Origin of the sequence: Stenotrophomonas sp. PS02301 (assembly GCF_029959485.1) — a bacterium.
GTDB lineage: Bacteria > Pseudomonadota > Gammaproteobacteria > Xanthomonadales > Xanthomonadaceae > Stenotrophomonas > Stenotrophomonas maltophilia_Z.
The window spans coordinates 32,933-56,138 of sequence record NZ_JASCOO010000006.1 but is presented as its reverse complement, the minus strand read 5'-3'; the positions used below and the strand labels follow the sequence as shown (position 1 = coordinate 56,138).

The window sequence follows — 23,206 nt, the reverse complement described above, 5'->3', positions numbered from 1 at the left end:
TAAGAGCCGAAGCCGAGCTTGCCTTCATTGGGCTGTTTTTCTGGATTATCTATCCAGTCAGACGCGGATTATCGCTTGGCAGGAGCCGCCTAAGCTCAACTCTCCGTGATTCGTGAAGGAGATTCTCCATGGCAGACCATTCCATCCGGGGCAAGGTTGCCCTCATCGCCGGCGGCGCCAAGAACCTCGGCGGCCTGATCGCCCGCGACCTGGCCGCGCAGGGCGCCAAGGCCGTGGTGATCCACTACAACAGCCCCGCATCCAAGGCCGATGCCGACGCCACCGTCGCCGCGGTGCAGGCCAGTGGTGCGCAGGCCGTGGCGTTGCAGGGCGACCTGAGCACGGCCGGTGCCGTCGAAAAGCTGTTCGCCGACGCTGTCGCGGCGGTCGGCAAGCCCGACATCGCCATCAACACCGTCGGCAAGGTGCTCAAGAAGCCCATGGCCGAGATAAGCGAGGACGAGTATGACCAGATGACGGCCGTCAATTCCAAGACCGCCTTTTTCTTCCTCAAGGAAGCAGGCAGGAACCTCAACGACAACGGCAAGATCTGCACGATCGTGACCTCGCTGCTGGGCGCCTTCACCCCGTTCTATGCCGCCTACGCAGGCACCAAGGCGCCGGTGGAGCATTTCACCCGCGCGGCTTCCAAGGAGTTCGGTGCACGCGGCATCTCGGTCACGGCCATTGGCCCGGGCCCGATGGACACGCCCTTCTTCTATCCGGCTGAGGGCGCCGATGCCGTGGCCTACCACAAGACGGCCGCGGCGCTTTCGCCCTTCAGCAAGACCGGCCTGACCGACATCGAGGATGTCGTGCCCTTTATCCGCCACCTGGTGAGCGACGGCTGGTGGATCACCGGGCAGACCATCCTCATCAACGGTGGATACACCACCAAGTAGGCATCCATGCCCGCCGCCGGGGCCGAAGCCCAGGCGGTAGTTGAACTTTGGAGGGCACAGCCATGCCAGCGTCCGACCTGAAAGTTGAAACCCGCATCGGCGTGAAGCGCAAGCCGCGCCGTATCCTGTCGATCGTCTCCAATACCGCCCAGCTGAAGGGCTTTGCGGTGGGCTTCTTTGGCGAAGAGATGACCCGCGCCTTCCTGATGTTCACAGAAGCCGGGCATCGGGTGGACCTGGCGTCTCCGGAAGGCGCCGAGGTCATGATCGACACGCACAGCGACCCGCGCACGCCCGGCGGCCCCTACGCCGACGATCTGGTCACTCTGGGCTTCGTCCATCACGCCGGGTTTGGCCCGCTGCTCGGGCAGACGCTGCCGATCAGTGCGGTGAACGTGGACGACTACGACGCGGTGTGGGTTGCCGGCGGGGGCGGGCCGCTGCTCACCTTCAAGGACGCCCGGGCGCTGCACGCGCTGATCGCCGACTTCTACGAGAAGGGGAAGATCGTCGCCCTGATCTGCCACGGTGCTTGCCTCCTGCTCTGGACGCGGCTGTCCGATGGCAGGTTGCTGGCCGAAGGCAAGACTTGGACCGGCTTCAGCGACGAGGAGGAGGACGAGGTCAACAAGGCCTTTGGCATGACCCTGAACGACTACACCATCTAGGGCGAAGCAGCCCGGATCCAGGGCACCACCTACCGCTGCCGGGGCGCGAACGAACCGTTCGCGATCCGCGATGGGCGCTTGATCACCGGGCAGCAGCAGTACAGCAGTGGGCTCACCGCCGAGCTGGTGCTCGATGCCCTGGACGAGTAGGGTCGTTGGGCATGGCGGGCACCGGCATGGGCGGCGCCGTCGGTCTTCTTTGGTGGGTTGCCCGGTCAACAGGAAACAGAGGTGAGGGGACATGCACGTACTGATGGTGGTGGCCGCAGGACTGCTCCTGCTGGGCGTATTCGTCCTGTTCGGCTGGCTCTGGGGCGCGAACGCGGCAGGCATGGTGTTGGCGGCCAAGGTCTTCGTGCCGGCCTGGCTGGTCGTGGCTGGTGTCAATATGTGGGTGGGCGTGGCGCATGCCGGTTACAGCGTGCGCGATGAGCTTCCGATCCTGCTGCTGGTCTTCGCGGTCTTCGCGGTCCCCGCGGTTGTTGCCGGCCTCATCGTCTGGCGCCTTTCGCATTCGTGAAGAACAGGATGACAGCCATGTCCAGCAGGCCAGGTTCGGAGCATCCGTTACTCCGCCATCGCGACGGCCACCACCCGCGGGTGACCTATGAAGAGCTGTTCTTTGATCTGGTCTACGTCTTTGCGGTGACCCAGCTCAGCCACGAACTGCTGCACAACCTCACCGGCGTCGGCGTGCTCGAGACGCTTATCCTGTGGTTCGCGGTCTGGCTGGGGTGGCAGTACGCCTGCTGGGCGACCAACTGGTTCGATCCGGAAACATCGCGTATCCGCGGCATGATGTTCGTGACCATGCTGCTCGGGCTGGTCATGGCGGCCAGCATCCCGATGGCATTCTCCGATCGGGGGCTGATGTTCGCCGGCGCCTACGTGGCGATGCAGGTTGGAAGAACGGCTTTCATCGCGCTGCAATTGCGCGGCGGGCATCCGCTGGCGCCAAACTACCACCGCATGCTGGGCTGGGTGTCGATCTCGGCGGTGTTCTGGATCGCCGGGGCACTGGCGCAGCATGAGGCGCGTGCACTGTTATGGCTGGTCGCCGTTCTTTGCGAATACGTCTCGCCCATGTTCGGCTTTGCCCTGCCGGGAATGGGCCGTTCGCGCACGCAGGAATGGACCATCGAGGGCGGCCACCTGGCCGAGCGATGCCAGCTGTTCGTGATTGTGGCGCTGGGCGAGACGGTGCTCGCCAGCGGCGCCACGCTTGCCGCTGCGGCCACCTGGGATGTACCGGTGGTGCTGGCGCTGCTGGCCACCTTCATCGGCACATTGGCCATGTGGTGGCTGTATTTCGGCACGTCGAGCAAGGATGCGACGGCTGCCATCACGCGCTCGGACGACCCCGGACGCATCGGCGCCTATTTCCATTACGTGCATGCCATCCTGATTGCCGGGGTCATCGCCTCGGCGGTCGGCAACGACCTGGTGCTCGCCCATCCCCATGCCCGTCCCGGCCTGGCGCAGGCGGCCATCCTGCTTGCAGGGCCAGCGATTTACCTGCTGGGCAGCGCCATCTACAAGCGGGTGGTCTATGGCGTCGTGCCGTCGTCGCACCTGGCCGGCGTGCTGATGCTGCTGGCCTTGGTGCCGGTGGCATGGGTCGTGGATTTGCTGGTCATGGGCTGGCTGACCACCCTGGTCGTGCTGGCGGTGAGTTTCTGGGAGGGGCGCCTGCTGCGGGAGCGTCGCCGCAACGATAGGGGATGAGGCACTACCGTAGGGCGGCTTCCCGGTGCGAACGGGTTTTGTGGGAAAGGATGAATGGACAAACTCGATCAGTACCGCATCTTCGTCCAGGTTGCCGAGATGGGGAGTTTCATCAAGACCGCCCATGCGCTGGAGGTACCGCGCGCGTCGGTATCGGCGGCGGTGCAGCAACTCGAATCGGCCATGGGCACGCGCCTGCTGCATCGGACGACGCGGCAGGTGCGGCTCACTGCCGATGGCGTGCAGTTGCTGGAGCGGGTACGCCTGTTCCTCTGCGACGCCGAAGACATCGAGCAGCTGTTTCATGCCAGCCAACGCAGGATCTCCGGACGGCTCAACGTGGACGTGCCCAGCCGCATCGCGCGTCGGCTGATCGCCCCCGCGCTGCCAGGATTTCTGCGCCGCTATCCCGGCCTCCAGTTGGCATTGGGCTCGACCGACCGTGCGATCGATCTGGTGCACGAAGGGGTTGACTGCGCCGTGCGGATCGGCGCGCTGCACGACAGCAGTCTGGTCGCTCGTCCGCTGGGGCATATCGCCCTGATCAACTGCGCCAGCCCGGGCTACCTGCGTGAGCATGGCGCGCCGGCCGGGCCGGATGATCTTCTCCAGGGCCACCTGTCGGTGGGCTATGCCTCGCCTTCCACCGGGCGGGAGCTTCCCTGGGACTATGTTGTGTCGGGCCAGGAACGGCTGGTCGCCGTACCCAGCCGGGTGATCGTCAACAACGCCGAAAGCTACATCGCCTGCTGCGTGGCGGGGATGGGATTGATCCAGATTCCCCGGTTTGATGTCCAGCATCTGCTCGACAGGGGCGAACTTATGGAAATCATGCCCGGCTTTCGAGCCGCGTCCATGCAGGTATCGCTTGTCTACCCCAACCGCAGGCAGCGTTCGCGCCGACTCAACGTCTTCATTGAGTGGTTTGAGGCGCTGATGCGGCCCTACCTCGACGTGTGAGTCCGCTCGACGTAAAAGGTTGGATGGCTGGCTTCCAGGATTCGTTCCGCTCTGGCTTCCAGTCGGTGTCTTTCAAGTCATCCCCGTTACCTCCGCCCAATGAAGTCGATCGATGGTTTCGAACACCTTGGGCTTGCAGAATCCCGAAACGGCGGGTTCAATCCAGTCCGTATGACCCCTAGCTTTTTCCGCTGCTTCGTGACCAGGGGCGTCAGACGGTACTCAACGTGGAGGCTATTTCGAAGACGATACGGCCCATCTGGCCATTGTCTACCATTCATTCTACGTTTTCGTTGACATCCCTTCGCTGACGTCACCGATAGCGCGTCGCAGTTTACTGAAGAGGTGGACTTGGGTCTCCCGTACCAGCAGAATCAGTACGCCCCACCGCCGCCACAAAGGTAAGCGTCAGGTGTGTAGTTGACATGAGCTTGTCGCACGCCGAGCGCTCCACGCTCAGCCCTGCGCCCGAGCACATCCAAGCCGAGGCCCTGCTGGATGCATCGGGGCGAAGCGTGATCGGGTGGTAGATGGAGCATTACACCGCCTCGGTCCGGTCCGCCGTAGCGAACGGCGCCCTTATCGGAAGCGCTGGACAAGGCAAGATCGCGTCAGCCGCGTGGGCCGAGTTCGTGGACGCAGCGGTAGTCGTGCTGACGCCCCTCGGCTACGATGGCAAGTCCGACGAACTGGCCGGAGACTCCGCATACACCGTGGCTGAGTTGGTTGCGGAAATCTCGCTCCAGACCAGTAAGAACCCTCCCTGCAAGGACCTGCCTGCGGCCGCCGATGCGGCGGCACTGGCCGGCGCCGTCGCTACTGCTCCGTGGCCGAAGTGCTGGCTTCGTCTGATGTAGATGCCGGCTAGGCGCTTTATTCGATGACGGCCACGCGCTGTCGCAGCTCATGGGTAGGCCCACCACCTCATTGAAGGAGTCGGTGGCTACCGCGCTCAATCAAGCATGAGGAGAGGGCGGAGTAGTTCCTATCCGAACGGCTGGAGCTGGCGATCCAGGGGGCCTGCCTCACGCTTGACCGGGCTAGTACCGTTTGCTGGCGTCGCTGCTGGTCGAGCAACTGGATGTTGACCCCGAGATGATCGCGCACCTTGCGCTCTTACTAGTCAAGCTGGTTGCCTCCGACGGCCATGGATAGATCAGGTCAAGCGGGACCTGAGCCGTTACCTTGAGGTGATGCGCAGCGCGGTTCGCAGCAGCCAAGCACTGGACGTCCAGGGCGCCCTGAACAAAGAGGTGCCCGACAGCGCGCGCTGAACCATTACCGGTCGTTTCTTCGAGAAGGTGACGAACCCGTCGAAGCCGTGATACTGCCCCATGCCGCTTGGCCCCACCCCGCCAAAGGGCAGATTGTGCTGCGCCAGATGGTAAAGGCAATCGTTGATCGTCACTCCGCCAGACAGGGTGTTCGCCAATACATGGCCTTGGCGACGCTTGTCGTTGTCGAAATAATAGAGCGCAAGAGGGTGGGGGCGGGCGTTCACATAGGCGATGGCGTCGTCGAGAGTCCGGTAGGTCACGATGGGAAGAAGGGGGCCGAAGATTTCCTCCTGCATCACTTTCATGGTGTCGTTCACCTCAAACAGCAGGGTTGGCGCCACGAACTGTCTCTTCCCGGAAGCGTCCGCATCCGGAGAGAGTTTGATGATCCGCGCACCTTTCTCCTCGGCGTCAGCAACCAACTCCAGCAGCCGAGCACAATGGCGGTTGCTGATGATGCTTGTGTAGTCGGGATTGCCTGGTAGGCCCGGATACATGCGGGCCACCGTCGCTCGAATCGCCTCCTCGAGTTCGGCCTCGCGGCCGGCAGGGGCGAGGATATAGTCGGGCGCGACGCAGGTCTGGCCGGCGTTGAAGAGCTTGGATGTCAGAATCCTTCCGACGGCCCGCTCAATGGGATAGCTTTCGTGGAGGATCACCGGAGACTTGCCCCCCAACTCCAGTGTGACTGGGGTCAGATTGCGCGCAGCGGCCTGCATGACCAGGCGACCGACCTGGGTGGAGCCAGTGAAAAATAGGTGGTCGAAGGGCAGCGTGGAGAACATGCTGGCGATCTCTGGTCCGCCGGTCACGCAGTCGGCATAGTCGGGCGGGAAGACCTCATGGAGAATTGTCCCGATCAGTTCAGCCGTTCGCGGCGCGAGTTCTGATGGCTTGAGCAGGATGTGGTTGCCGGCGGCAATCGCGTCGACGGCTGGGCCCAGCGTCAGCAGCAGCGGATAGTTCCAGGCGCCGATGATCCCCGCGACCCCAAGAGGCTGGTACTGATAGAACGCGCGGCTTGGCAGCAGAAACCACGGGATCCCGACGGAACGTCGGCGCATCCATTTTCGCAGGTTGCGCTTTGCGTGGTTGATCTGATCGTGCAGCGGAAACAGCTCTAGCAGCATGGTCTCCGCATGGGGGCGGCCGCCGAAATCCTCATCCACCGCCTGTAGCAGGAGAGCCTGATTTCTTCTGATCGCCCCGGCCAAGCGAGTGAGTGCTTCGTGACGCTGTCGCAAGTCGGGAGCGCCCCGGGCGAAGGCTGCTCGCAGAGTATCGAGCTTCTGCTGCAGTTCTTTTTCGGGCGTGTGGGCCATCATCGCCTGCCCCTGAAGTCATCCATTGAATGATAGATGCCCAGCCATTGCCCGCCGATCTTGTCGAACCAGCGCATCGGAAGAATTCCTCGCAGCAGCGGCACCAGGTTCACTATCCAGGGCAGGCGCAAGAAAATGCGGTCGGACTTGATCGCGGCGATGATACGGTCACTTACATACGCAGGTTTAAGAATGGGAATAAAAGGTGACCGCACGCCATCGAACATGCCTGTGTCGATGTAGTAGGGGGTGACCGTTGTGATGCTTACGCCAGTCTTTTCCTGCTCCATCTCGATGCGTAGGGAATCCGACCAACCGACTATTGCCCATTTGCTGGCACAGTAGACTGACATCTTCGGGTTGGCCACAAGCCCGGCCGCCGAGGCGATGTTGACAATATGCCCGCTGCGTCGGGCCAACATGCCGGGCAGAAATGCGCGCGCTACATACATCGGCGCAAGCGCGTTCACATCCATCGTCCGGGCGATTTCCTGCGAGCTATGCTCGACGAAAGTTCTACCGGTGACGACGCCAGCGTTGTTCACCACGATGTCCACAGCGACACCGGCGGCCTCCATGTCCTCCACTGCTGCTCGGATACGCTCTGGGTTGGCCAGATCGACAAGGTATGTCGAGACCCTTCCATCGGCTCCCGCCAGTTCTGTGGCTAGTTGCTCCATCGCGTGCGCTTGGACGTCCCAGACGACCAGATGCGCAGCCCCCTCCTCCAGTAGTTTCCGGCCCATCAGCTTGCCGATTCCCGATGCGCCACCGGTAATCAGCACGGTCTTGCCAGCTATCCTGCTCATGTCGTGCCCGTCCGCTGCCTCGTGGTCTCCGAAGAAAAGTAGAGCATCTGCTCTACTTATTCAAGACTGGTACTCTGGCCTCTGCTTGGCCATGATCCTGTAGCCAGTTCCTGCGGGCGCGATGATCCAGACGACGCAAGTTGGCGAAAATATGAGCAATAGAGAGCGTTCCATGTCTGCCCCCCCTGCATCCGGCCCACAACGCGATTCGTCGGCCTATGAAACCGGGCCCGTACGACGAACACCCGTCCAGGACCGTGGTCGCCGTCGAGTCGAACAGATTCTGGACGCAGCCGCCGAAGTGATCGCCGGGGTGGGCGTGGACAACGCCACGACGAACGCCATCGCCGCTCGCGCGGGGGCGTCCGTTGGCATCCTCTACAAGTTCTTTCCCCACAAAGTCGCGATCGTCGAGGCGCTGGCCGTGCGTTATGTCGGAGATACCGAGAAGCTTCTGAGTCGTCAGGAACAGGAGGGTATTGCCGAATGGCCCTTGCGTAAGGCGATCGACTGGGTTGTGCGCGCGCTAATGGATTTCCATCTGGCCCATCCGGCATATCAGCATGTCTATCGCGCGGCTCGCAGTTCCAGCAGCGATCAAGGCATGCTGTTGCTCGACCAAACCAAGCGCGTGGTCGAGCATTTGCTCGCGCTGCGTATGCCGAACGTTTCCGCGCAGCAGCGCGAATGGCATGCGACTGCAGCAGTCGAGGCGGCGCATGCACTTGTGGTATATGCCTGCGCGCTCCCGCTCGAGAAGCGCGAGCGGCTGATAGAAGAAACCGCGTCAATGTTGACCCGGTATCTGACGCCCGACTACGTGCCTGGGGCAGTGTCTTCTCCCCAAGTGGGCTAGGTAATTCGTCCGGTGGTGCCTGGCTTGAGTTGCGCGCGGCTTCCTTTTGGCAGCAAAGCGTAGATGCAATGCTCAACATCGACGAGCACTGTCTGCCAAGAGTATCGTCCAAGCTCCTGAATCAGTGGGTGTGTGAGCTTTTTTGATCTCGCTCGTCAGCAATTAGGCGGGCGATGTAGTGCTGCCTTAAAGGGAAGGGTGATCCTACGCCCTTGGACCGCCGTCCGGCCGAACGCCATAAATGATCTGGCTTGGTCGTTCTGATTGCCCCAACGGTCGGAAGACAGATCAGCTAATTTCCAATCCTTAACACCTTACGGCCAGAAGCATTGGCATGGCGACACCCAGGCCTGAGCGGCGTAAGGGTTCAGAGTCCGGTAGTAGGGAAAGCGTCTACGGCTGAAGAGGATTGATGAACCCTGTCGCTACATGAGTGTGGCTCTATGTCATTGAAATTACAATAAACGTCAGGCCCCTCTTGCCCCTTGCAATCTCCGCTTTCACTGAGCTGAATCGCTCCAAAGCGTCGCGCTTGATAGTACCTCACTGCATGGTATAGTAAGGTCATCGGCGAATTCGCATTTGGGCGTCCTCGATGCGTAGGAAAAGATGGCGTGAGCCCTGCCAGCATCCCAACGGAGAAGCGCTAGTGTTGAGTGAAGACGAAGTTGTCAGCAGCGGCAGCGGCATTTGGGGCAAAACCCTTGCTTCCCGGCAGAGACGCCAGCAGATGATCGTTGCAGCCAAATCGGTTTTTCTGGAAGAGGGCTACCAGCGAGCGTCAGTGGACAGCATTGCGGCCGCGGCAGGAGCCACCAAGCGAACGCTCTATGATCATTTTGGTAACAAGGCTTCGCTCTTCCAGGAATGTATCCTCTACTGCTGTGATGAATTTCTCGAATGGATCCCTGAAGTCGATATGCTTCCTAGGGATACAGAGGAGGGGCTGAACCATTTTCTCGATCGCATGAACGCTTTCATTAACAGGCCTGATACGGTTCGGTTCCTGCGGATGATCATCTCCGAAGCCGAGCATCAGCCAGCGTTCGCGACGCTAATGAACCAATCTGCGCTAAGCCCGGTGGAGCGGGTGCTGCAGGATTACCTCAAAAGGCAGGTAGCCCGTGGTGAATTGCAGCAGCACGATACAGAGGCATGGGTAAAAATCCTGATCGGACTGGTCAGTAATCTAGACTACATCCGTGCTCTGCTAGCAGTTCCGGACGACGCGCGTGAATCGCGGGCTGAATCCGCTAGCAGACTGATAATTTCAATCTATGTAAGTACATATACCTGCGCCTGATTGTGAGTCGGTTTCCGGCAGTGCCAAGTTCGAATTCGAAGAAGAATGATTAGGCCTAGGGCGCAAAACGCCTTCGTGTGTTCGCGTAGTTCGACCTGCTCAGGGGCTCATTTGACGGCTCACCCTGTAGTGCGCTCTTGCAGTCCGCGAGCTGTCCGTCTATAGAGGATCTGTTTCATGACATTTGCAACCATCAATCCCTACACCGGTGAAACTGTCCAGAGCTTTCCTGCGGCGACGCCGGCACAAATCGATGCAGCAATCGGCCTAGCCCACGAAGCATTCCTGATCTGGCGCGAATTTTCGTTGGATGAGCGCATCGGCGTACTTCGACGAGCAGCAGCGTTGCTACGTGCAGAGCCGCGCAAGTTCGCAGAAATCCTCACCCTAGAAATGGGAAAACTTATCGGCGAGGCCGAGGCGGAAGTGGAGCTGTGCGCAAGGATCCTCGACTACTATGTTGAGCATGGCGCCGCGGGATTGGCGCCGCGCTATCTTCCAAGCAAGGGCTTTGGCGATACCGACGTGCAGCTGGTCAAAGAGCCTCTGGGCGTATTGTTTGCAGTGGAGCCGTGGAATTTCCCGTACTACCAGGTCATCCGCATTACCGCCCCACAAACGACCGCCGGCAACGCCATTGTGCTCAAGCACGCCGCCAACGTGCCGCAGTCCGCACTCGCCATGGAGCAGTTGTTCCGCGATTCGGGTGCACCGGAGGGTCTGCTCACCAACCTGTTCGCCTCACACGAGGACACTGAGCGCGTGATCTCCGATCCGCGTGTGCGCGGCGTGGCGTTGACGGGCAGCGAGCGCGCGGGCTCGGCAGTGGCGGCGCTTGCAGGCAAATACATGAAGAAAAGCACGCTGGAACTGGGCGGTGCCGATGCATTCATCGTGCTTTCGGACGCCGATATTGAACAAGCTGCAAAGTGGGCCGTGTTTGGTCGCCACTGGAATGCCGGGCAGGTCTGTGTGTCGTCGAAGCGGATCATCGTCGAGGCGTCGGTCTACGACGATTTCCTCAAACACTACCGCTCAGGTGTGGCCGCGCTGCAGGCCGGCGACCCGCTGGACCCGGCTACCACGCTGGCTCCGCTGTCGTCTGTCGGCGCACGTGACGGCCTCGCAAGGCAGGTGGAGCAAGCAATCGCGCACGGTGCCCAGGCTGAGAGGCTGGGCAAGCCAGTCCCCGACCAAGGCGCGTTCTTCCAACCCACGGTGCTGACCGACATCTCACCGGATAATCCGGCCTATCACTCCGAGTTCTTCGGCCCAGTGAGCCAGGTCTATCGCGTTGCAGATGAGGATGCGGCCATCCGGCTGGCCAACGATTCTCCCTACGGCCTGGGCGGCTCGGTATTCAGCCAAGACACCGTGCGCGCAAAGCGGGTCGCCGCGAGACTGGAGACCGGTATGGTCTACATCAACCAGCCGACTGGCGTGAAAGCCGATATCCCGTTTGGCGGGGTTAAGAACTCGGGCTACGGCCATGAGTTGATCGATCTCGGCCTCAACGAGTTCGTCAACGAAAAAGTGATCGTGGTTACCGATATCAACGGTAGTTTCTGACGCGCCAGTTCCCGTCTGAAACGATAGAATCTCTTGTAGCTTGCACCTCATAGGACCTGCAAAGATGCAGAACGACAATCAAGCTGTATTGGCGAGTAGTGCGCTCAAAGCGCGCACCAAGCCAGATAAATGGATAAGGGACGAAATAGAGCGACTGGATCCCCACGTTGACTATGCGCGGATTTGGCAGCTCACGATGACCTACTACGTTGATGATTTCCTGATGAATCTCATCTATACGTTGGGAATTCCAGCCTTCACGCAACCGCCCCTGGGTAGCATCATGATGGGGCAGGTCACCCGCAAGGCGGTCGACCATGGTCAAAAGCGCGCCGACGACACCCTGCAACATTTTTGGCGCTGGTTCGAATATGGCCCTGCAGATGAGCGCGCCCAGGCCTCTCTCGCCCAGGTCAACAAAATCCACCAAGCGTTAGCAAAGCGCCAGCCTGGGACATTTCCTGCCAGGGATGTCATCTACACCAGTTCATGGATCGGCGTCGCCTTTCACCGCTTGCGACTGGCCGCGGGCTTGCCCGGGCTTAGCGACAAGCAGAGAATCGCTGCCCACCATTTCTGGGCGGGCTTTGGCAGTATCTTCTGGAGCGAAGACGGGTACGTTACCAATTATCCGGATAGCTTCGAGGCGATGCTGAAGTTCGTAGAGGACTACGAAGCCGAGGATTGGGAAAAAGTTGAATCTGGTCGCATTCTTGGCCAGGCAATCAACGAACAATTCTATGACGCCTATTTCCCTGGTCAGCTACGCGCTTTGGGGGAGCAGCTCGTCTTGTCACTACAGACGCCTGGCATAAGGCGCCTTATGGATATGGGCGACCCAGATCCGCAGGCGCAGAAGATCGTGCTGATGATGCTCAATCAGTATCTGACCCTGATAGAGGATGTTCTTCCTGACCCTGAACTGTCGAGACCAGAGCGGGCTCGACTGGAAGGTATCAGGCCTCCCCAGCACATCGACCCGCCGATTGCAAAGATCTTGTGTCCATTCAAAGGTATTTCACATTGAATCTATAATGCGACGGCGAGCCGGAGTTGTTGCTGAAGTTGGGGCCGTTGAGTTTGAACTTGCACTATTGTGCCGGCCGGAGTTATAAGAGTCCGGCGCATCACCGCAAATGTCACCTCCATTTCTATTTCCAACTTTCATCGGCCTGCCGCCTCGACCCAGTTGAGACGATATACGCTCATGCAGTCAGGGGCTAAGGGCGTCTCATTGTTTTCGAGACGCCCGAAGCTGAGTGGCTTTAAGCCAAGATAGGCGCGTCGAGGCTCCCCTGTTTCAATAAGCGCGATTCCAGCACAGCCGCAAGTTGTTTTAACGAGCATCGGGCGCGGTTGGAACAAAATCGAGAAGCAGCTGGTGAAGTTTCCTTGCGGGGCATCGTATTCGCCTTGCGAGGATGCGCGCCGATCAGGGCTGCACGTGGGACCGCCGGTGATTGTAGATGGTCATCGCGACGGGCAGCGAATCCGTCGGGTGCAGAAATCAGGTGATATTGTGATCGTGCCCGCTGGGGTGGCGGGAACATGGGAATGCGATGGTGATTGCGATGTGCTGGAGTTGAGCTTGTAGCCGTCAGTGCTTCTTGAGGTCGCCCACGATCTGGGTCGAGACTTTGCGAGTGGCGATTTGACTCCAAGGTTCCAAGTGCGCGATACACGACTTGAGGCGATTGTTTCGCGCATGAAGGCCGATCTGGAAGCCGATGCGCCCTGTGATCCACTGTATATCAGCCTTTTTGGCCAATGCACTGGCAGTACGTCCGGTCGAGACTTCGGGTGGAGCCAGATTGCGCCGTGAAGCCGAACTGAGCCGGAGTTCTCTCGTCGCGCACCGCAGATACTGGCAGATTCTATTGAGAGCAATCTGGATCGAGGCTTCAGCTTTCGGATTATGTGGAGGCCGCAGGGACTGCTGGGGTTCTGTTGAAAACGATTTTTCGAAATAGCGTCGCTTTTCACTGCATCAACATGTAATCATCCGGCGTGTGGACTATGCGCTGGCCTTATTGGCCGTTACTCGAGCACGAGCGAGTGAAGTGGCCGTTATCCCGGCTTTTCCCGCCAAGGCCATATGGTCACAACGATGCGTCGCGTCTTGGGCCAGGCGCACAGGGAGATAGTCCGGTAGGCGCGCGAATTCCGTCCAGGGCGGAAAGGTCCTGTCTGAATCTGTGCGACAGCAGATGTTCTATGGCCCATTATTTTTCCTTCAAACAGGAGCGACGTCATGTCGAGCGACATAAAAGAGGATGTGCAGGTAGCTGCGAATGCGGTAGATGTGGTGAGTGAATTTCTGAATTCGCTAGGCCCGACGTCCGAAGCCTTCTGGCGCACCTTCGATGTCTTTTTCGATGAGCTGACGATCTGGGAGAACGTCGGCGTGGCCAGGACTGTCGGGCGGGAGGAGGCAATCGCCTTTTCTCGGACCTTCCCAGTGAAATTCGACCACATGAGGGTTGAAGATCTTGTCCTCTCTGGCTTTGGGGATAGGGTCTTCGCAGAACGATTGGACCATTTTTGCACGCACGACGGCGCTATCGTTCTGACCCTGCGGGTCCTTGGCGTATTTGAAATAAAGGGACGGAAGATTGCGCACTGGCGCGACTTTTTCGATACCGCGGGCTTTGCCGCTGCGATCGCCCAAGCGCCTTAGGCTATGTCGGATGCAATCGAGTCGTGCCCTACCTCTCCATCGCCGCGTTGTCGTAACAGTCGCCCTAGCGCTCAATGCATGTTTTCCCATCAGTTCGCGGTTTTCCTGCGAACAGTATTGGTGGCCGCGATCCGCGCGCATGAACACGCTGCGTGATCGCTTGCACCGGAACAGCATCAGCGCATGACAGACCCTAGCCGGGGTGCTGGGCATTTTGGTTCTGCTTGAGCATTCTTTGCCACGTGAGGAGCATCTTCGAGTTGGTCGTGGCCCTGTATTTGCGAGCCGCATGGTCCCGTACGGCAAGTGTCGAAGTGGTTGTTGCCCCGGTCACGTATATTTCGTTTGTATGGATAGGGCAACTGCCGATGTCACTTTGCGCTCCTTTTCAGGGTTGGGGTGACTGCTGTCACGGTTGTCCAGCTCCTCGTCGATCGTGCCCAGCGCACCGGGTGCTGCTGATAGATCTGATGCCGGGCTGCCAGCAACTGCTGGCCCTGGCCCGCGCGGCGCAGCTCCGGCGTCACGCAACCGATGCTGCTGGGCTGCTGCTCGTTGTATCAGCCGGCTGAGCTGCTCGTCCATTGGCGTGCGGCATCCAGGCCAATAAAGGCCATTGCCGGGAACCCCGGCCGATACTTGCAGTGCTGACAGGGGCTCGACAAAGGCGTGGTCATCGCACACCCGTGGCGACGGCTTGATGCCTAGCCAATTCAGTGAGGCCAAGACCCTTGTGGCCTTGAAGGATGCACCGTTGCTCCCCTGTAGGACCGGCCGGTGATCAGCGTCTTGCGTGGCAGTGTTCACCGCCAACGTCGTGGACTGCACCAGGCGTGCGACGTGGTCGCCGCTGTCACTGTCGTGCACTTTCCAGCCGATGATCTTCTAGCTGTACTGGTTCATGACCAGGAACAGATAAAACCAGCGGCCGGTCACACCAGCCGCAGCTCATATCCCAGCACCAAACCTGACCTGGCACAGTCGCGCAGTGCGTGGTCGATGTGCGGTTGGGGGCGGGGTGCGCGTGCTTGCCCACGATGCCGGCTTCGTCCGTGCGCGCAGAATGTGCTAGAAGCCTGACTCTCTGGCGATGTGGCGTCCTCCGTCCGCCAGCACGGGCGCGATACGCGCCCGTGGCGTATCGGCAAACCAGTGCGAGTTGGCAATGTGCAGCACCTTTTCGCGCTCGGCCGCAGTGAGCGCAAGCGAAGTCGTGGAGCGCACTGCCGAGGGGCGGCGGCCACCGCCCAGTCTGTCCTCTCCCAGCGCTGGAAGGTGCGTGTGCTGATGCCGCTCAAGGTGCAGGCGATGGACAATCGTGCTCCGCTCTGACTTGCGCTCTCAACGCCGCTGATCAGGCTCAGACGATCTTGCGGACCGGTCATTCGGCATCGCCTCTGTGGAAGATCGTCTCGAGTTTCTTTGAAAGCACCAGCAGGGCAGAGGTTTCAGCCAGCGCCTTCTCCTTGCGTCGAAGCTCCAGTTCCTGGATACGGCGGCGATCCTGCTTGCTCTGCCGCCCCTATCGACCGGCCCGGCTGGGGTTTGCCAGGCTTTGCTGGGCCGCTTCGCGGCAGCGCACAAGATTATGGGATAGAGGCCATTGGCACGGCGCTAGGCGGTGCTCAGCCAGTGCTTAAGCGTGGCCTCTGATGCGCCAACTTCCAGCGATACCACACTCGGCTTGGCGCTGACTGGTGGCAGCAGTCGAGCTACCACCTTGTCCCTGGATTGCTGTCCGCATCGAGCCACTTTGTTCATTCTTCGCCGTCGCGGGGATGGATTCCATTCGGGCCAAAACTAGTCTGACGTAGGGAGGGGCGGGACTTCACTATCGTGCCCCTGCCACTTCCTCCGCTGCTGCGACCTGCTACGCTGTGGCTACAGTTGTGCGCGCTCCAGGCCCGGCTCCTTGGCGGCTTTCACTGCCCGCAGCAATGCCTGCTGTTTGAACTCGGCGTTATGTCGCTTGCGTTGATACTTCGGAGCACTCTTCTTGCTCAGTTTTCAGGTCACAACTGGTTGCGACACTGAATCATTTAACCGGGTGCCTTTGGAAGAGGGGCAGTATCCCTTGTGCAAGGTCATCCTTTGAAGATTGACAACAGCAAACCGCCCAGGTTTTCCTTGGTCTGGAGGGGGTCTCCGATTGATTATCGAGATGCGTTGAACGTGGCGGTTGAGCCCGAAGCATGAGGTTGATCGCGCTGTCGACTAAAGTTTGGGATGGCATGTGCACAGCACCCAGATAGCTGTAGCGAGCAGGTAGTTCGGCAAGTCCAAGTAGAAGCGTGACGAACTGGCGGGCCGCCAGATGTGGCTGAACGTAGTTGTGACGAATCAGTAGCGATTCCAGCGCTCTGACAAAGCGTGCGCGACGCGCCAGCCAAAAACGGAGTGGCCGCGTTGAGTTGCCGGGCGGCATGGTAAGGAAAGCGACGAAGAGGCGGCGGCAGAAAGGGTTTGAGGCATCTACCAAGAGTGCTTGTGCGACCGTCGACAGGTCTTCCCTGAGCGATCCCGTGGCGGCGGCAACTACCGGTGATGGAGGCAGTGCGTCCATCCACACCTTGACGACCTTGGAATAGAGCTTCGCCTTCGAAGGGAAGTGCAGATAGACCGTTTTCTTTGTGACACCGCTCCGCGCCGCGATCTCATTCATGCACACCTCCATGTAGCCGCGCTCTAGAAAGAGCGAAGAGGCGGTTGTCAGGATATGCAGCTTGCGAGATAGTCGCGGCGACGTCATTCGTGTAGCTCAGCTGATTCTTATTTTTGGCTGGACCAGCGCGTTGGCCCGCTCCGCCAGCCACAGCGCGCTAGCCCTGAATGCCCCATGCAGAAGGAATTGATGGCGTCGGTAGAGATAGGCGTGGCTAATCTGCGCGAACTTGCCTTGGATGAAGCCGCCGCGGAAGAAGCCAAGGCGTCCCAAAGTGCCGAACGCGTTGTAATTGCTTAACGAGACCAAGGAGCCCAGATCTCGGAAGTGGAAAGCCGGGACGGGAGTGCCTTGGCGCAGACACCTAGGCAAGTGTTTGACCAAGTGCTGTGCCTGCTGATTAGCTACCTGTGCCGTGGCAGGCAGCGGACGCTCACCTCCCTGTGGTATGAGGCTTGCACAGTCACCGATGGCGTAAATGTGGCGTCGGCCATTGACGGCCAGGTTCTCGCCAATTACCAATTGACCGGCACGATTGATTTCCAGCTGACCATCGTCAGGGGGGACGGCGCAGATGCCTGCTGCCCATACCTTGAGATGCGCGTCAACTCGAGAACCATCTTGCAGGACGAAGCCGGTTGCATCAGCCGCGACGACTCCTACGCCGGTCATGATGCTGATACCAAGCGCCTCAAGTTGTGCCGCAGCAGATCGTGCAATGTTTTCTGGAAAGGCGCTAAGGATACGAGGTGAGCCATCCAATAGTGTGATCTGCATTCGTTCGCGCGCGTCTTCTATGCCTCCATAAGCCGAGGCAATCTCCATCAGGCGGCTGAGCTCGGCAGCAAGCTCCACGCCGGTGGCTCCGCCCCCCACAATGGCGATGTCGACGCGCTCGCCGGTGATGTAACTACGAGCCAGGTTTGCTCGCAGCTCGGTGTTGAATTCCTCAGCCTGTTGCTGACCGTCAATGAAGTAGCAATGTTGCTTCACCCCAGGCGTATTGAAGTCGTTCGCTTGGCTCCCATGAGCGAGTATCAACTCATCGAAGAATTCGTCGCGCTCCTCGGCCACGCGCGTCGCGCCAATGTCAAGAGGATGGAGTCGGATAGAGCCCCTCGCTGTGTCGATACTCTTTAGACTTCCGGGAACAAATTCGAAGTGATTTTTGTGGGCATGTGTGAGGTATTGAACCTGTTGCTGAAACACGTTCCATGTCCCTGCGGCAAACGTGTGGAGCATGGGCTTCCAGACATGGGTCGGCCCACGATCGACCAAGACCACTTCGGCATCGCCGCGACGGCCCATGCTGCGGCCAAGGCGCGTGGCGAGCAGCAGTCCGGCAACGCCACCACCGACGATTACGATCCGAGGCCTGCGGGTGCTCGTGCTCATTTGTCCTCCAGTAGTACCGCGAAAACTCTGTTCAAAAGACGCACGACCCCTTCCTGGTCCCTTTGTGGTTCCACGATAGATCTCATCGCCAGTCCTTGCACCACAGCCGCGATCAACGTTACGCGCAGCCTGACTTCTTCTTCGGGAAGCTTCGACAGCGAGCCGATGCGGTGGATCAGGTCTGCGAATTGATCTCCAATGGCGCGGTCGCTGCGTTGGAGGATTTGGGCAATGGTTGGGTTTCGCGCGGATTCCGCAGCGAGCTCCAAGATCAATCCCACCACAGCAGGATCACTGTTCTGCTGCACAACACCGGCGGTTTGTCGGGTCAGGCGGGCGACTAGGCTTCCGCCTTCCGTGTCATCAGCGAGCTGTTGCACCAAGGTAGCCATGTTGTCTTGCTCACGATCGGCAATGGCCTCAACGATTGCTTCCTTGTTGGCAAAGTAGTGGTAGATGTGCCCGGCACTCATGCCGGCGGCGCGCGAGATGCGGGCGATGCTGCTGCCATGAAATCCCTCGAGCCGGAAGCACTCTGTGGCTGCATCCAATACTTGTCGACGGCGGAGATCCGATTTCGCCTCGTCGGCCTTGTCACTCAACTCATTCATGTGGACAACTCCGGCGCGTGTATTGCGCCTATCTGTGGTTGGCAAGTATAGTATGAACGTTCTAGAATGAACATTCAATCTAATTCCGCCCCTTTCGTGAAGGTCACATGAAGACTATTGAAACGTTGGCATTGGCGGCAGCGCTTGCTATCTGCCTGGGCGGCTGCCGCCCCCAAGACGCTGCACCTCCGCCTCAGAGTCCGCCCGAAGTCACCGTGCAGACTGTGGAGTCCACGCCCGTGCTGCTCACCACCGAGTTGCCGGGACGCACGCAGCCCTATGTCATTGCGGAGGTGAGGCCACAAGTTGGAGGAATTCTCCAAGCGCGTCTTTTCGAAGAAGGTGCGACGGTTACGGAGGGGCAACCGCTGTATCAGATTGACCCGGCCCCATATCGCGTGGCCTTGGCGCGTGCGACGGCAAGCTTGGAGACGGCTAAGGCTCGGTCCGACCGTTACGAGCGGTTGAATGAGAGCCAAGTCATCAGCCATCAGGATTGGGACGATGCTCGATCGGAATACCTTCAAGCCAAGGCGATGGCGGATTCAGCCCGCATCGATTTGGGCTATACGCGTATCACGGCCCCGATCACTGGCCGGGTCGGACGATCTTCGTTGACGCAGGGAGCTCTGCTCACGGCAAACCAAGCCAGTCCTCTGGTGACTGTGCAACAGTTGGATCCGATTTATGTAGACATTGTCCAGCCTTCCACAGCCATTCTCCGGCTTAAGGAGGAGCTCGCCGCTGGGAGGCTCAAAGGCGCGGGGGACGGTCAGGTTCTGGTTGATTTGAGCCTGGAGAACGGTCGAGCCTTCGCGCATCAGGGGCGCTTGCAATTTTCCGAGGTCAGTGTGGATGAGGGCACCGGCGCAGTCACTCTGCGCGCCGTCTTCCCCAATCCCGATGGACTCCTGCTGCCGGGCATGTTTGTGCGGGCGTCGCTAACGGAGGGTGTACGCGAAGGAGGCATTGTGGTGCCGCAGCGTGCCGTTTCGCGTGACAACGAAGGTAAGGCGTGGGCACTGGTGGTCGGACCGGACAACAAGCTCGAGCAGCGCTCTGTCGTTGTAGACCGCCCACTGGGGAGCGACTGGCTGGTAACAGGCGGGCTCAAGCCAGGCGACCGGCTCGTGGTAGATGGAGGGCAGCAAGCGAAGCCAGGGGTCGAGGTAAAGCCCTTGCCGGTGTCCGCCAAGGTTGCTCCCGCCGCCAGAGCGACCGCGCCAACCCCGCCCAAGACAGAGGGCTGACATGTCCAGATTCTTTATTGATCGCCCCATCTTTGCTTGGGTGATTGCGATTGTTGTGATGGTGGCCGGTGTGCTAGCCATCCGCACGCTGCCCATCAACCAGTACCCGAATATTGCGCCGCCCGCCATCCAGATCAGCGGCGTCTATCCCGGTGCGTCCGCTCAGACCGTGCAGGATACTGTCGTTCAGGTCATTGAGCAGCAGCTCAACGGTCTCGACAATCTTCGCTACATCAGTTCTGCTGGCAATGCAGATGGTAGCTTCGCAATCACTGTGACGTTCGAGCAAGGCACTGATCCCGACATTGCGCAGGTGCAAGTGCAAAACAAGCTGTCATTGGCAACGCCACTTGTGCCCGATGAAGTTCAGCAGCAGGGTATCCGCGTCGCGAAATTCCAAATCAACTTCATGCTGGTCGTTGGCCTGATTTCGACCGACAACAGCATGAGCGCCTATGACTTGGGTGACTACGTTGTTTCCAACCTCCAGGATCCCCTTTCACGCACGAAGGGTGTGGGCGACTTCTTGGTCCTTGGTGCTCAGAACGCGATGCGAATCTGGTTGGATCCGGCCAAGCTCAATAGCTTTGGTCTAACGCCACTGGATGTAAGCAACGCCATTCGTTCGCAGAACGTCCAGATCTCATCGGGCCAACTCGGCGGGCTGCCGACCCTGGATGCGGTTGAGCTTAACGCCACTGTCGTGGGCAAGACGCGGTACCAAACGGCTGAGCAGTTCGAGAACATCTTGCTCAAGGTCAATCCAGACGGATCCCAGGTGAGACTGCGCGAAGTGGCGACGGTGAAGCTCGGCGCGGAGAATTTTGCGATCCAAGCAAAATACGCCGGATCGGAGGGCGGGGGCAAGCAGGTTCCCAGCGCGGGCGTGGCGCTGAGACTGGCAACCGGCGCCAATGCGATGGAGACCATGGAAGCGGTACGAACCACCCTGAAGGACCTGGAGCCGACGTTCCCCAAGGGTCTCAAGGTCGTGTACCCGTATGACACAGAGCCGGTCATCAGCACTTCAATCGAAGGCGTGGTTCATACGTTGATTGAGGCGATCGGCTTGGTGTTTGTGGTTATGTATCTGTTCCTGCAGAACTGGCGCGCCACGCTGATTCCCACTCTGGCGGTCCCCGTCGTTCTGTTGGGCACGTTTGGCATCATGGCGGCGTTTGGATTCAGCATTAATATTCTGACCATGTTCGGGCTCGTGCTTGCCATCGGCCTCCTCGTCGATGACGCCATCGTCGTAGTGGAGAACGTCGAGCGACTCATGGTGGAGGAGGGGCTTCCGCCTGTAGAAGCCACGCGAAAGTCGATGGACCAGATCACGGGCGCGTTGGTCGGCATCGGTTTGGTACTGTCTGCAGTATTTGTTCCCATGGCATTCTTTGGTGGATCCACGGGCGTTATCTACCGACAGTTCTCTATCACTATCGTCTCTGCAATGGCGTTGTCGGTGCTTGTGGCTATCGTCTTCACGCCAGCGTTGTGCGCAACGATTCTAAAGCCTGCCAGTGCCGATCACCACGAGAAAAAGGGCTTCTTCGGCTGGTTCAACGGTTGGTTTGATCGCATGGCCGATCGGTATCAAGGGCGAGTGCGCTGGATCCTCGGGGCCAGGAAGAGGGGTATGGTGGCATTCCTGATCATCGTAGGCGGACTTGTTGTTCTTTTCCCAATGTTGCCGACGTCGTTCCTGCCGGACGAGGACCAGGGCATCTTGGCGGTTCAAGTTCAGATGCCTGCAAACAGTAGCGTGGCACGCACCCGCGAAGTTCTGGAGCAGGTGACGAGTTACCTGATGCAAGAAGAAAAGGATACCGTTGCCTCGATCATGACTGTGGAGGGTTTCAACTTCGCGGGGCGTGGCCAAGGCTCTGGCATGGCCTTTGTTCAGTTAAAGCCTTGGGGAGAGCGCACTTCCAGCGTATTTGACTTGGCCGGACGTGCGATGGGTCGCTTCTCGAAGATCAAGGAAGGCACAGTCATCGCGTTTGCACCACCGGCCGTGCTGGAGTTGGGAAGCGCAACTGGCTTCAATCTGTTCTTGGAGAACCGGGGTGGATTGAGCCATGACCAACTGATGAAAGCCAGGGATCAGTTCCTCGGCATGGCTGCTCAAAGCCCTGAGCTTTTCATGGTTCGCCCTAATGGTATGAACGATGAACCACAATTCCAGATCGCCATCGACGACGAGAAGGTGCAGGCACTTGGCTTGAGCTTGGCGGACGTTAATAGCACCATGTCCGCTGCCTGGGGCTCAGCCTACGTCAATGACTTCATTGACAAGGGGCGTGTGAAAAAGGTGTTCATTCAGGGCGTTCCGGAGGCCCGAATCAACCAGGAAGATTTCGACAAGTGGTACGTACGCAATAACGAAGGTCAGATGGTCTCGTTCGCATCCTTTGCGTCCGGGAAGTGGATCTATGGCTCGCCTAAGTTGGAGCGTTACAACGGCGTTCCGGCGGTGGAGATCTTGGGTTCACCCGCGCCAGGCAAGAGTTCTGGCGATGCCATGAGAGCGGTTGAGGAGATCGCCTCTTCGCTGCCGGACGGTGTTCGTTTGGCATGGACTGGCCTGTCCTATGAGGAGCGCCTGTCTGGGGATCAAGCTCCGGCGCTCTACGCCATCTCGCTACTGATCGTGTTCTTGTGCTTGGCTGCTTTGTATGAGAGCTGGTCCATTCCGTTCTCTGTCCTTCTGGTCGTGCCCCTGGGCGTAATCGGCACCGTCGTTGCTACGCTGCTTCGGGGTTTGGGAAATGACGTCTTCTTCCAAGTGGGGCTCTTGACCACGATCGGGTTGGCGGCGAAGAACGCAATCTTGATTGTAGAGTTCGCCAAAGACTTGGTTCAGCGCGACGGAATCAGCTTGGTTGATGCAGCGGTACAGGCCGCCCGGCTGAGGCTGCGGCCCATCATCATGACCTCCTTGGCTTTCACTGTAGGCGTTATTCCCCTGGCCGTGGCGACTGGCGCCAGCTCTGGGAGTAAACACGCCATCGGCACAGGTGTGATCGGAGGCATGGTGAGCGCGACAGTCTTGGCTGTTTTCTTCGTTCCGTTGTTCTTTGTCGTGGTGGCTACGCTCTTCCAGAAGAAGGAAAAGTAGAGTCTCGCGACGTTCAGTGGATCGTCGGTGCGAAAGCAAGCATCGACGATCCAGAGGACGGTCTAAGCAATCAGTGGATGCAGGTCATCCATAACTCGA

18 protein-coding genes are annotated in these 23,206 nt (G+C 59.4%); 13 read left to right on the top strand and 5 right to left on the bottom strand.

The genetic code is table 11. The annotated features are described in order from the left end of the window. Nucleotides 1–128: 128 nt before the first annotated feature. The 6 genes from QMX81_RS02915 (at nucleotide 129) to QMX81_RS02890 (ending at nucleotide 5,112) form a co-directional block, all read left to right on the top strand. A complete protein-coding gene (locus QMX81_RS02915; RefSeq protein ID WP_049399674.1) occupies nucleotides 129–902 on the top strand; it encodes an SDR family oxidoreductase in 774 nt (257 codons plus the stop codon). A 62-nt stretch (nucleotides 903–964) separates the two neighbouring features. After that, nucleotides 965–1,570: a type 1 glutamine amidotransferase domain-containing protein gene (locus QMX81_RS02910; protein ID WP_204373563.1), complete on the top strand. Its 606-nt coding sequence runs from the start codon at nucleotides 965–967 to the stop codon at nucleotides 1,568–1,570. A 241-nt stretch (nucleotides 1,571–1,811) separates the two neighbouring features. Then, a complete protein-coding gene (locus tag QMX81_RS02905; RefSeq protein ID WP_049399675.1) occupies nucleotides 1,812–2,090 on the top strand; it encodes a hypothetical protein in 279 nt (92 codons plus the stop codon). Nucleotides 2,091–2,107: 17 nt separating this feature from the next. Next, a complete protein-coding gene (locus tag QMX81_RS02900) occupies nucleotides 2,108–3,295 on the top strand; it encodes a low temperature requirement protein A (protein ID WP_049399676.1) in 1,188 nt (395 codons plus the stop codon). 54 nt (nucleotides 3,296–3,349) lie between these two features. Further along, entirely contained in the window at nucleotides 3,350–4,255 is a 906-nt protein-coding gene (locus QMX81_RS02895) for a LysR family transcriptional regulator (RefSeq protein ID WP_049399677.1), read from the top strand. Between the two features lie 530 nt (nucleotides 4,256–4,785). Next, the gene (locus tag QMX81_RS02890) at nucleotides 4,786–5,112 is read left to right on the top strand and encodes a hypothetical protein (RefSeq protein ID WP_053092117.1); all 327 of its coding nucleotides are present in this window, start codon (nucleotides 4,786–4,788) and stop codon (nucleotides 5,110–5,112) included. A 323-nt stretch (nucleotides 5,113–5,435) separates the two neighbouring features. Here the strand turns inward: QMX81_RS02890 and QMX81_RS02885 are convergent, their stop codons facing one another. Next, entirely contained in the window at nucleotides 5,436–6,854 is a 1,419-nt protein-coding gene (locus tag QMX81_RS02885; RefSeq protein WP_049399717.1) for a coniferyl aldehyde dehydrogenase, read from the bottom strand. Then, nucleotides 6,854–7,663, bottom strand: a complete 810-nt coding sequence (locus tag QMX81_RS02880) for an SDR family oxidoreductase (RefSeq protein WP_049399678.1) — start codon at nucleotides 7,661–7,663, stop codon at nucleotides 6,854–6,856. The genes QMX81_RS02885 and QMX81_RS02880 overlap by 1 nt, the downstream gene beginning before the upstream one ends. Before the next feature lie 172 nt (nucleotides 7,664–7,835). On the opposite strand from QMX81_RS02880, the gene QMX81_RS02875 reads away from it, so the two are divergent. The 5 genes from QMX81_RS02875 (at nucleotide 7,836) to QMX81_RS02855 (ending at nucleotide 14,068) form a co-directional block, all read left to right on the top strand. Then, nucleotides 7,836–8,519, top strand: a complete 684-nt coding sequence (locus QMX81_RS02875; RefSeq protein WP_180889531.1) for a TetR/AcrR family transcriptional regulator — start codon at nucleotides 7,836–7,838, stop codon at nucleotides 8,517–8,519. 652 nt (nucleotides 8,520–9,171) lie between these two features. Continuing rightward, on the top strand, nucleotides 9,172–9,822 hold the full coding sequence (locus QMX81_RS02870; RefSeq protein ID WP_160314102.1) for a TetR/AcrR family transcriptional regulator: 651 nt from the start codon (nucleotides 9,172–9,174) through the stop codon (nucleotides 9,820–9,822). 177 nt (nucleotides 9,823–9,999) lie between these two features. Further along, nucleotides 10,000–11,391 (top strand): NAD-dependent succinate-semialdehyde dehydrogenase, encoded by a 1,392-nt coding sequence (locus tag QMX81_RS02865; RefSeq protein WP_049399681.1) that lies wholly within the window; start codon nucleotides 10,000–10,002, stop codon nucleotides 11,389–11,391. 64 nt (nucleotides 11,392–11,455) lie between these two features. After that, the gene (locus QMX81_RS02860) at nucleotides 11,456–12,418 is read left to right on the top strand and encodes an oxygenase MpaB family protein (protein ID WP_065427841.1); all 963 of its coding nucleotides are present in this window, start codon (nucleotides 11,456–11,458) and stop codon (nucleotides 12,416–12,418) included. A 1,224-nt stretch (nucleotides 12,419–13,642) separates the two neighbouring features. After that, nucleotides 13,643–14,068 (top strand): limonene-1,2-epoxide hydrolase family protein, encoded by a 426-nt coding sequence (locus QMX81_RS02855; RefSeq protein WP_049399682.1) that lies wholly within the window; start codon nucleotides 13,643–13,645, stop codon nucleotides 14,066–14,068. Between the two features lie 2,035 nt (nucleotides 14,069–16,103). Here the strand turns inward: QMX81_RS02855 and QMX81_RS02850 are convergent. The 3 genes from QMX81_RS02850 to QMX81_RS02840 are packed head-to-tail and all read right to left on the bottom strand — an operon-like array spanning nucleotide 16,104 to nucleotide 18,736. Continuing rightward, nucleotides 16,104–16,817, bottom strand: a complete 714-nt coding sequence (locus QMX81_RS02850) for a TetR/AcrR family transcriptional regulator (RefSeq protein WP_080355213.1) — start codon at nucleotides 16,815–16,817, stop codon at nucleotides 16,104–16,106. Between the two features lie 9 nt (nucleotides 16,818–16,826). After that, nucleotides 16,827–18,125 carry an NAD(P)/FAD-dependent oxidoreductase gene (locus tag QMX81_RS02845; protein WP_282258292.1) on the bottom strand — a complete coding sequence of 433 codons (1,299 nt, stop codon included), beginning with the start codon at nucleotides 18,123–18,125 and terminating at the stop codon, nucleotides 16,827–16,829. Continuing rightward, nucleotides 18,122–18,736 carry a TetR/AcrR family transcriptional regulator gene (locus QMX81_RS02840; RefSeq protein ID WP_049399684.1) on the bottom strand — a complete coding sequence of 205 codons (615 nt, stop codon included), beginning with the start codon at nucleotides 18,734–18,736 and terminating at the stop codon, nucleotides 18,122–18,124. The genes QMX81_RS02845 and QMX81_RS02840 overlap by 4 nt, the downstream gene beginning before the upstream one ends. 107 nt (nucleotides 18,737–18,843) lie before the next feature. On the opposite strand from QMX81_RS02840, the gene QMX81_RS02835 reads away from it, so the two are divergent. Next, nucleotides 18,844–19,986: an efflux RND transporter periplasmic adaptor subunit gene (locus QMX81_RS02835; RefSeq protein ID WP_053092116.1), complete on the top strand. Its 1,143-nt coding sequence runs from the start codon at nucleotides 18,844–18,846 to the stop codon at nucleotides 19,984–19,986. Between the two features lies 1 nt (nucleotide 19,987). After that, complete coding sequence (locus tag QMX81_RS02830) at nucleotides 19,988–23,107, top strand: efflux RND transporter permease subunit (protein ID WP_049399685.1); 3,120 nt, start codon at nucleotides 19,988–19,990, stop codon at nucleotides 23,105–23,107. Nucleotides 23,108–23,206 lie beyond the last annotated feature (99 nt).

Coding starts and splice junctions, on each gene's coding strand:
- QMX81_RS02915 (WP_049399674.1), top strand. CDS start 129: ATGGCAGACCATTCCATCCGGGGCAAGGTTGCCCTCATCGCCGGCGGC.
- QMX81_RS02910 (WP_204373563.1), top strand. CDS start 965: ATGCCAGCGTCCGACCTGAAAGTTGAAACCCGCATCGGCGTGAAGCGC.
- QMX81_RS02905 (WP_049399675.1), top strand. CDS start 1,812: ATGCACGTACTGATGGTGGTGGCCGCAGGACTGCTCCTGCTGGGCGTA.
- QMX81_RS02900 (WP_049399676.1), top strand. CDS start 2,108: ATGTCCAGCAGGCCAGGTTCGGAGCATCCGTTACTCCGCCATCGCGAC.
- QMX81_RS02895 (WP_049399677.1), top strand. CDS start 3,350: ATGGACAAACTCGATCAGTACCGCATCTTCGTCCAGGTTGCCGAGATG.
- QMX81_RS02890 (WP_053092117.1), top strand. CDS start 4,786: ATGGAGCATTACACCGCCTCGGTCCGGTCCGCCGTAGCGAACGGCGCC.
- QMX81_RS02885 (WP_049399717.1), bottom strand. CDS start 6,854: ATGGCCCACACGCCCGAAAAAGAACTGCAGCAGAAGCTCGATACTCTG.
- QMX81_RS02880 (WP_049399678.1), bottom strand. CDS start 7,663: ATGAGCAGGATAGCTGGCAAGACCGTGCTGATTACCGGTGGCGCATCG.
- QMX81_RS02875 (WP_180889531.1), top strand. CDS start 7,836: ATGTCTGCCCCCCCTGCATCCGGCCCACAACGCGATTCGTCGGCCTAT.
- QMX81_RS02865 (WP_049399681.1), top strand. CDS start 10,000: ATGACATTTGCAACCATCAATCCCTACACCGGTGAAACTGTCCAGAGC.
- QMX81_RS02860 (WP_065427841.1), top strand. CDS start 11,456: ATGCAGAACGACAATCAAGCTGTATTGGCGAGTAGTGCGCTCAAAGCG.
- QMX81_RS02855 (WP_049399682.1), top strand. CDS start 13,643: ATGTCGAGCGACATAAAAGAGGATGTGCAGGTAGCTGCGAATGCGGTA.
- QMX81_RS02850 (WP_080355213.1), bottom strand. CDS start 16,817: ATGACGTCGCCGCGACTATCTCGCAAGCTGCATATCCTGACAACCGCC.
- QMX81_RS02845 (WP_282258292.1), bottom strand. CDS start 18,125: ATGAGCACGAGCACCCGCAGGCCTCGGATCGTAATCGTCGGTGGTGGC.
- QMX81_RS02840 (WP_049399684.1), bottom strand. CDS start 18,736: ATGAATGAGTTGAGTGACAAGGCCGACGAGGCGAAATCGGATCTCCGC.
- QMX81_RS02835 (WP_053092116.1), top strand. CDS start 18,844: ATGAAGACTATTGAAACGTTGGCATTGGCGGCAGCGCTTGCTATCTGC.
- QMX81_RS02830 (WP_049399685.1), top strand. CDS start 19,988: ATGTCCAGATTCTTTATTGATCGCCCCATCTTTGCTTGGGTGATTGCG.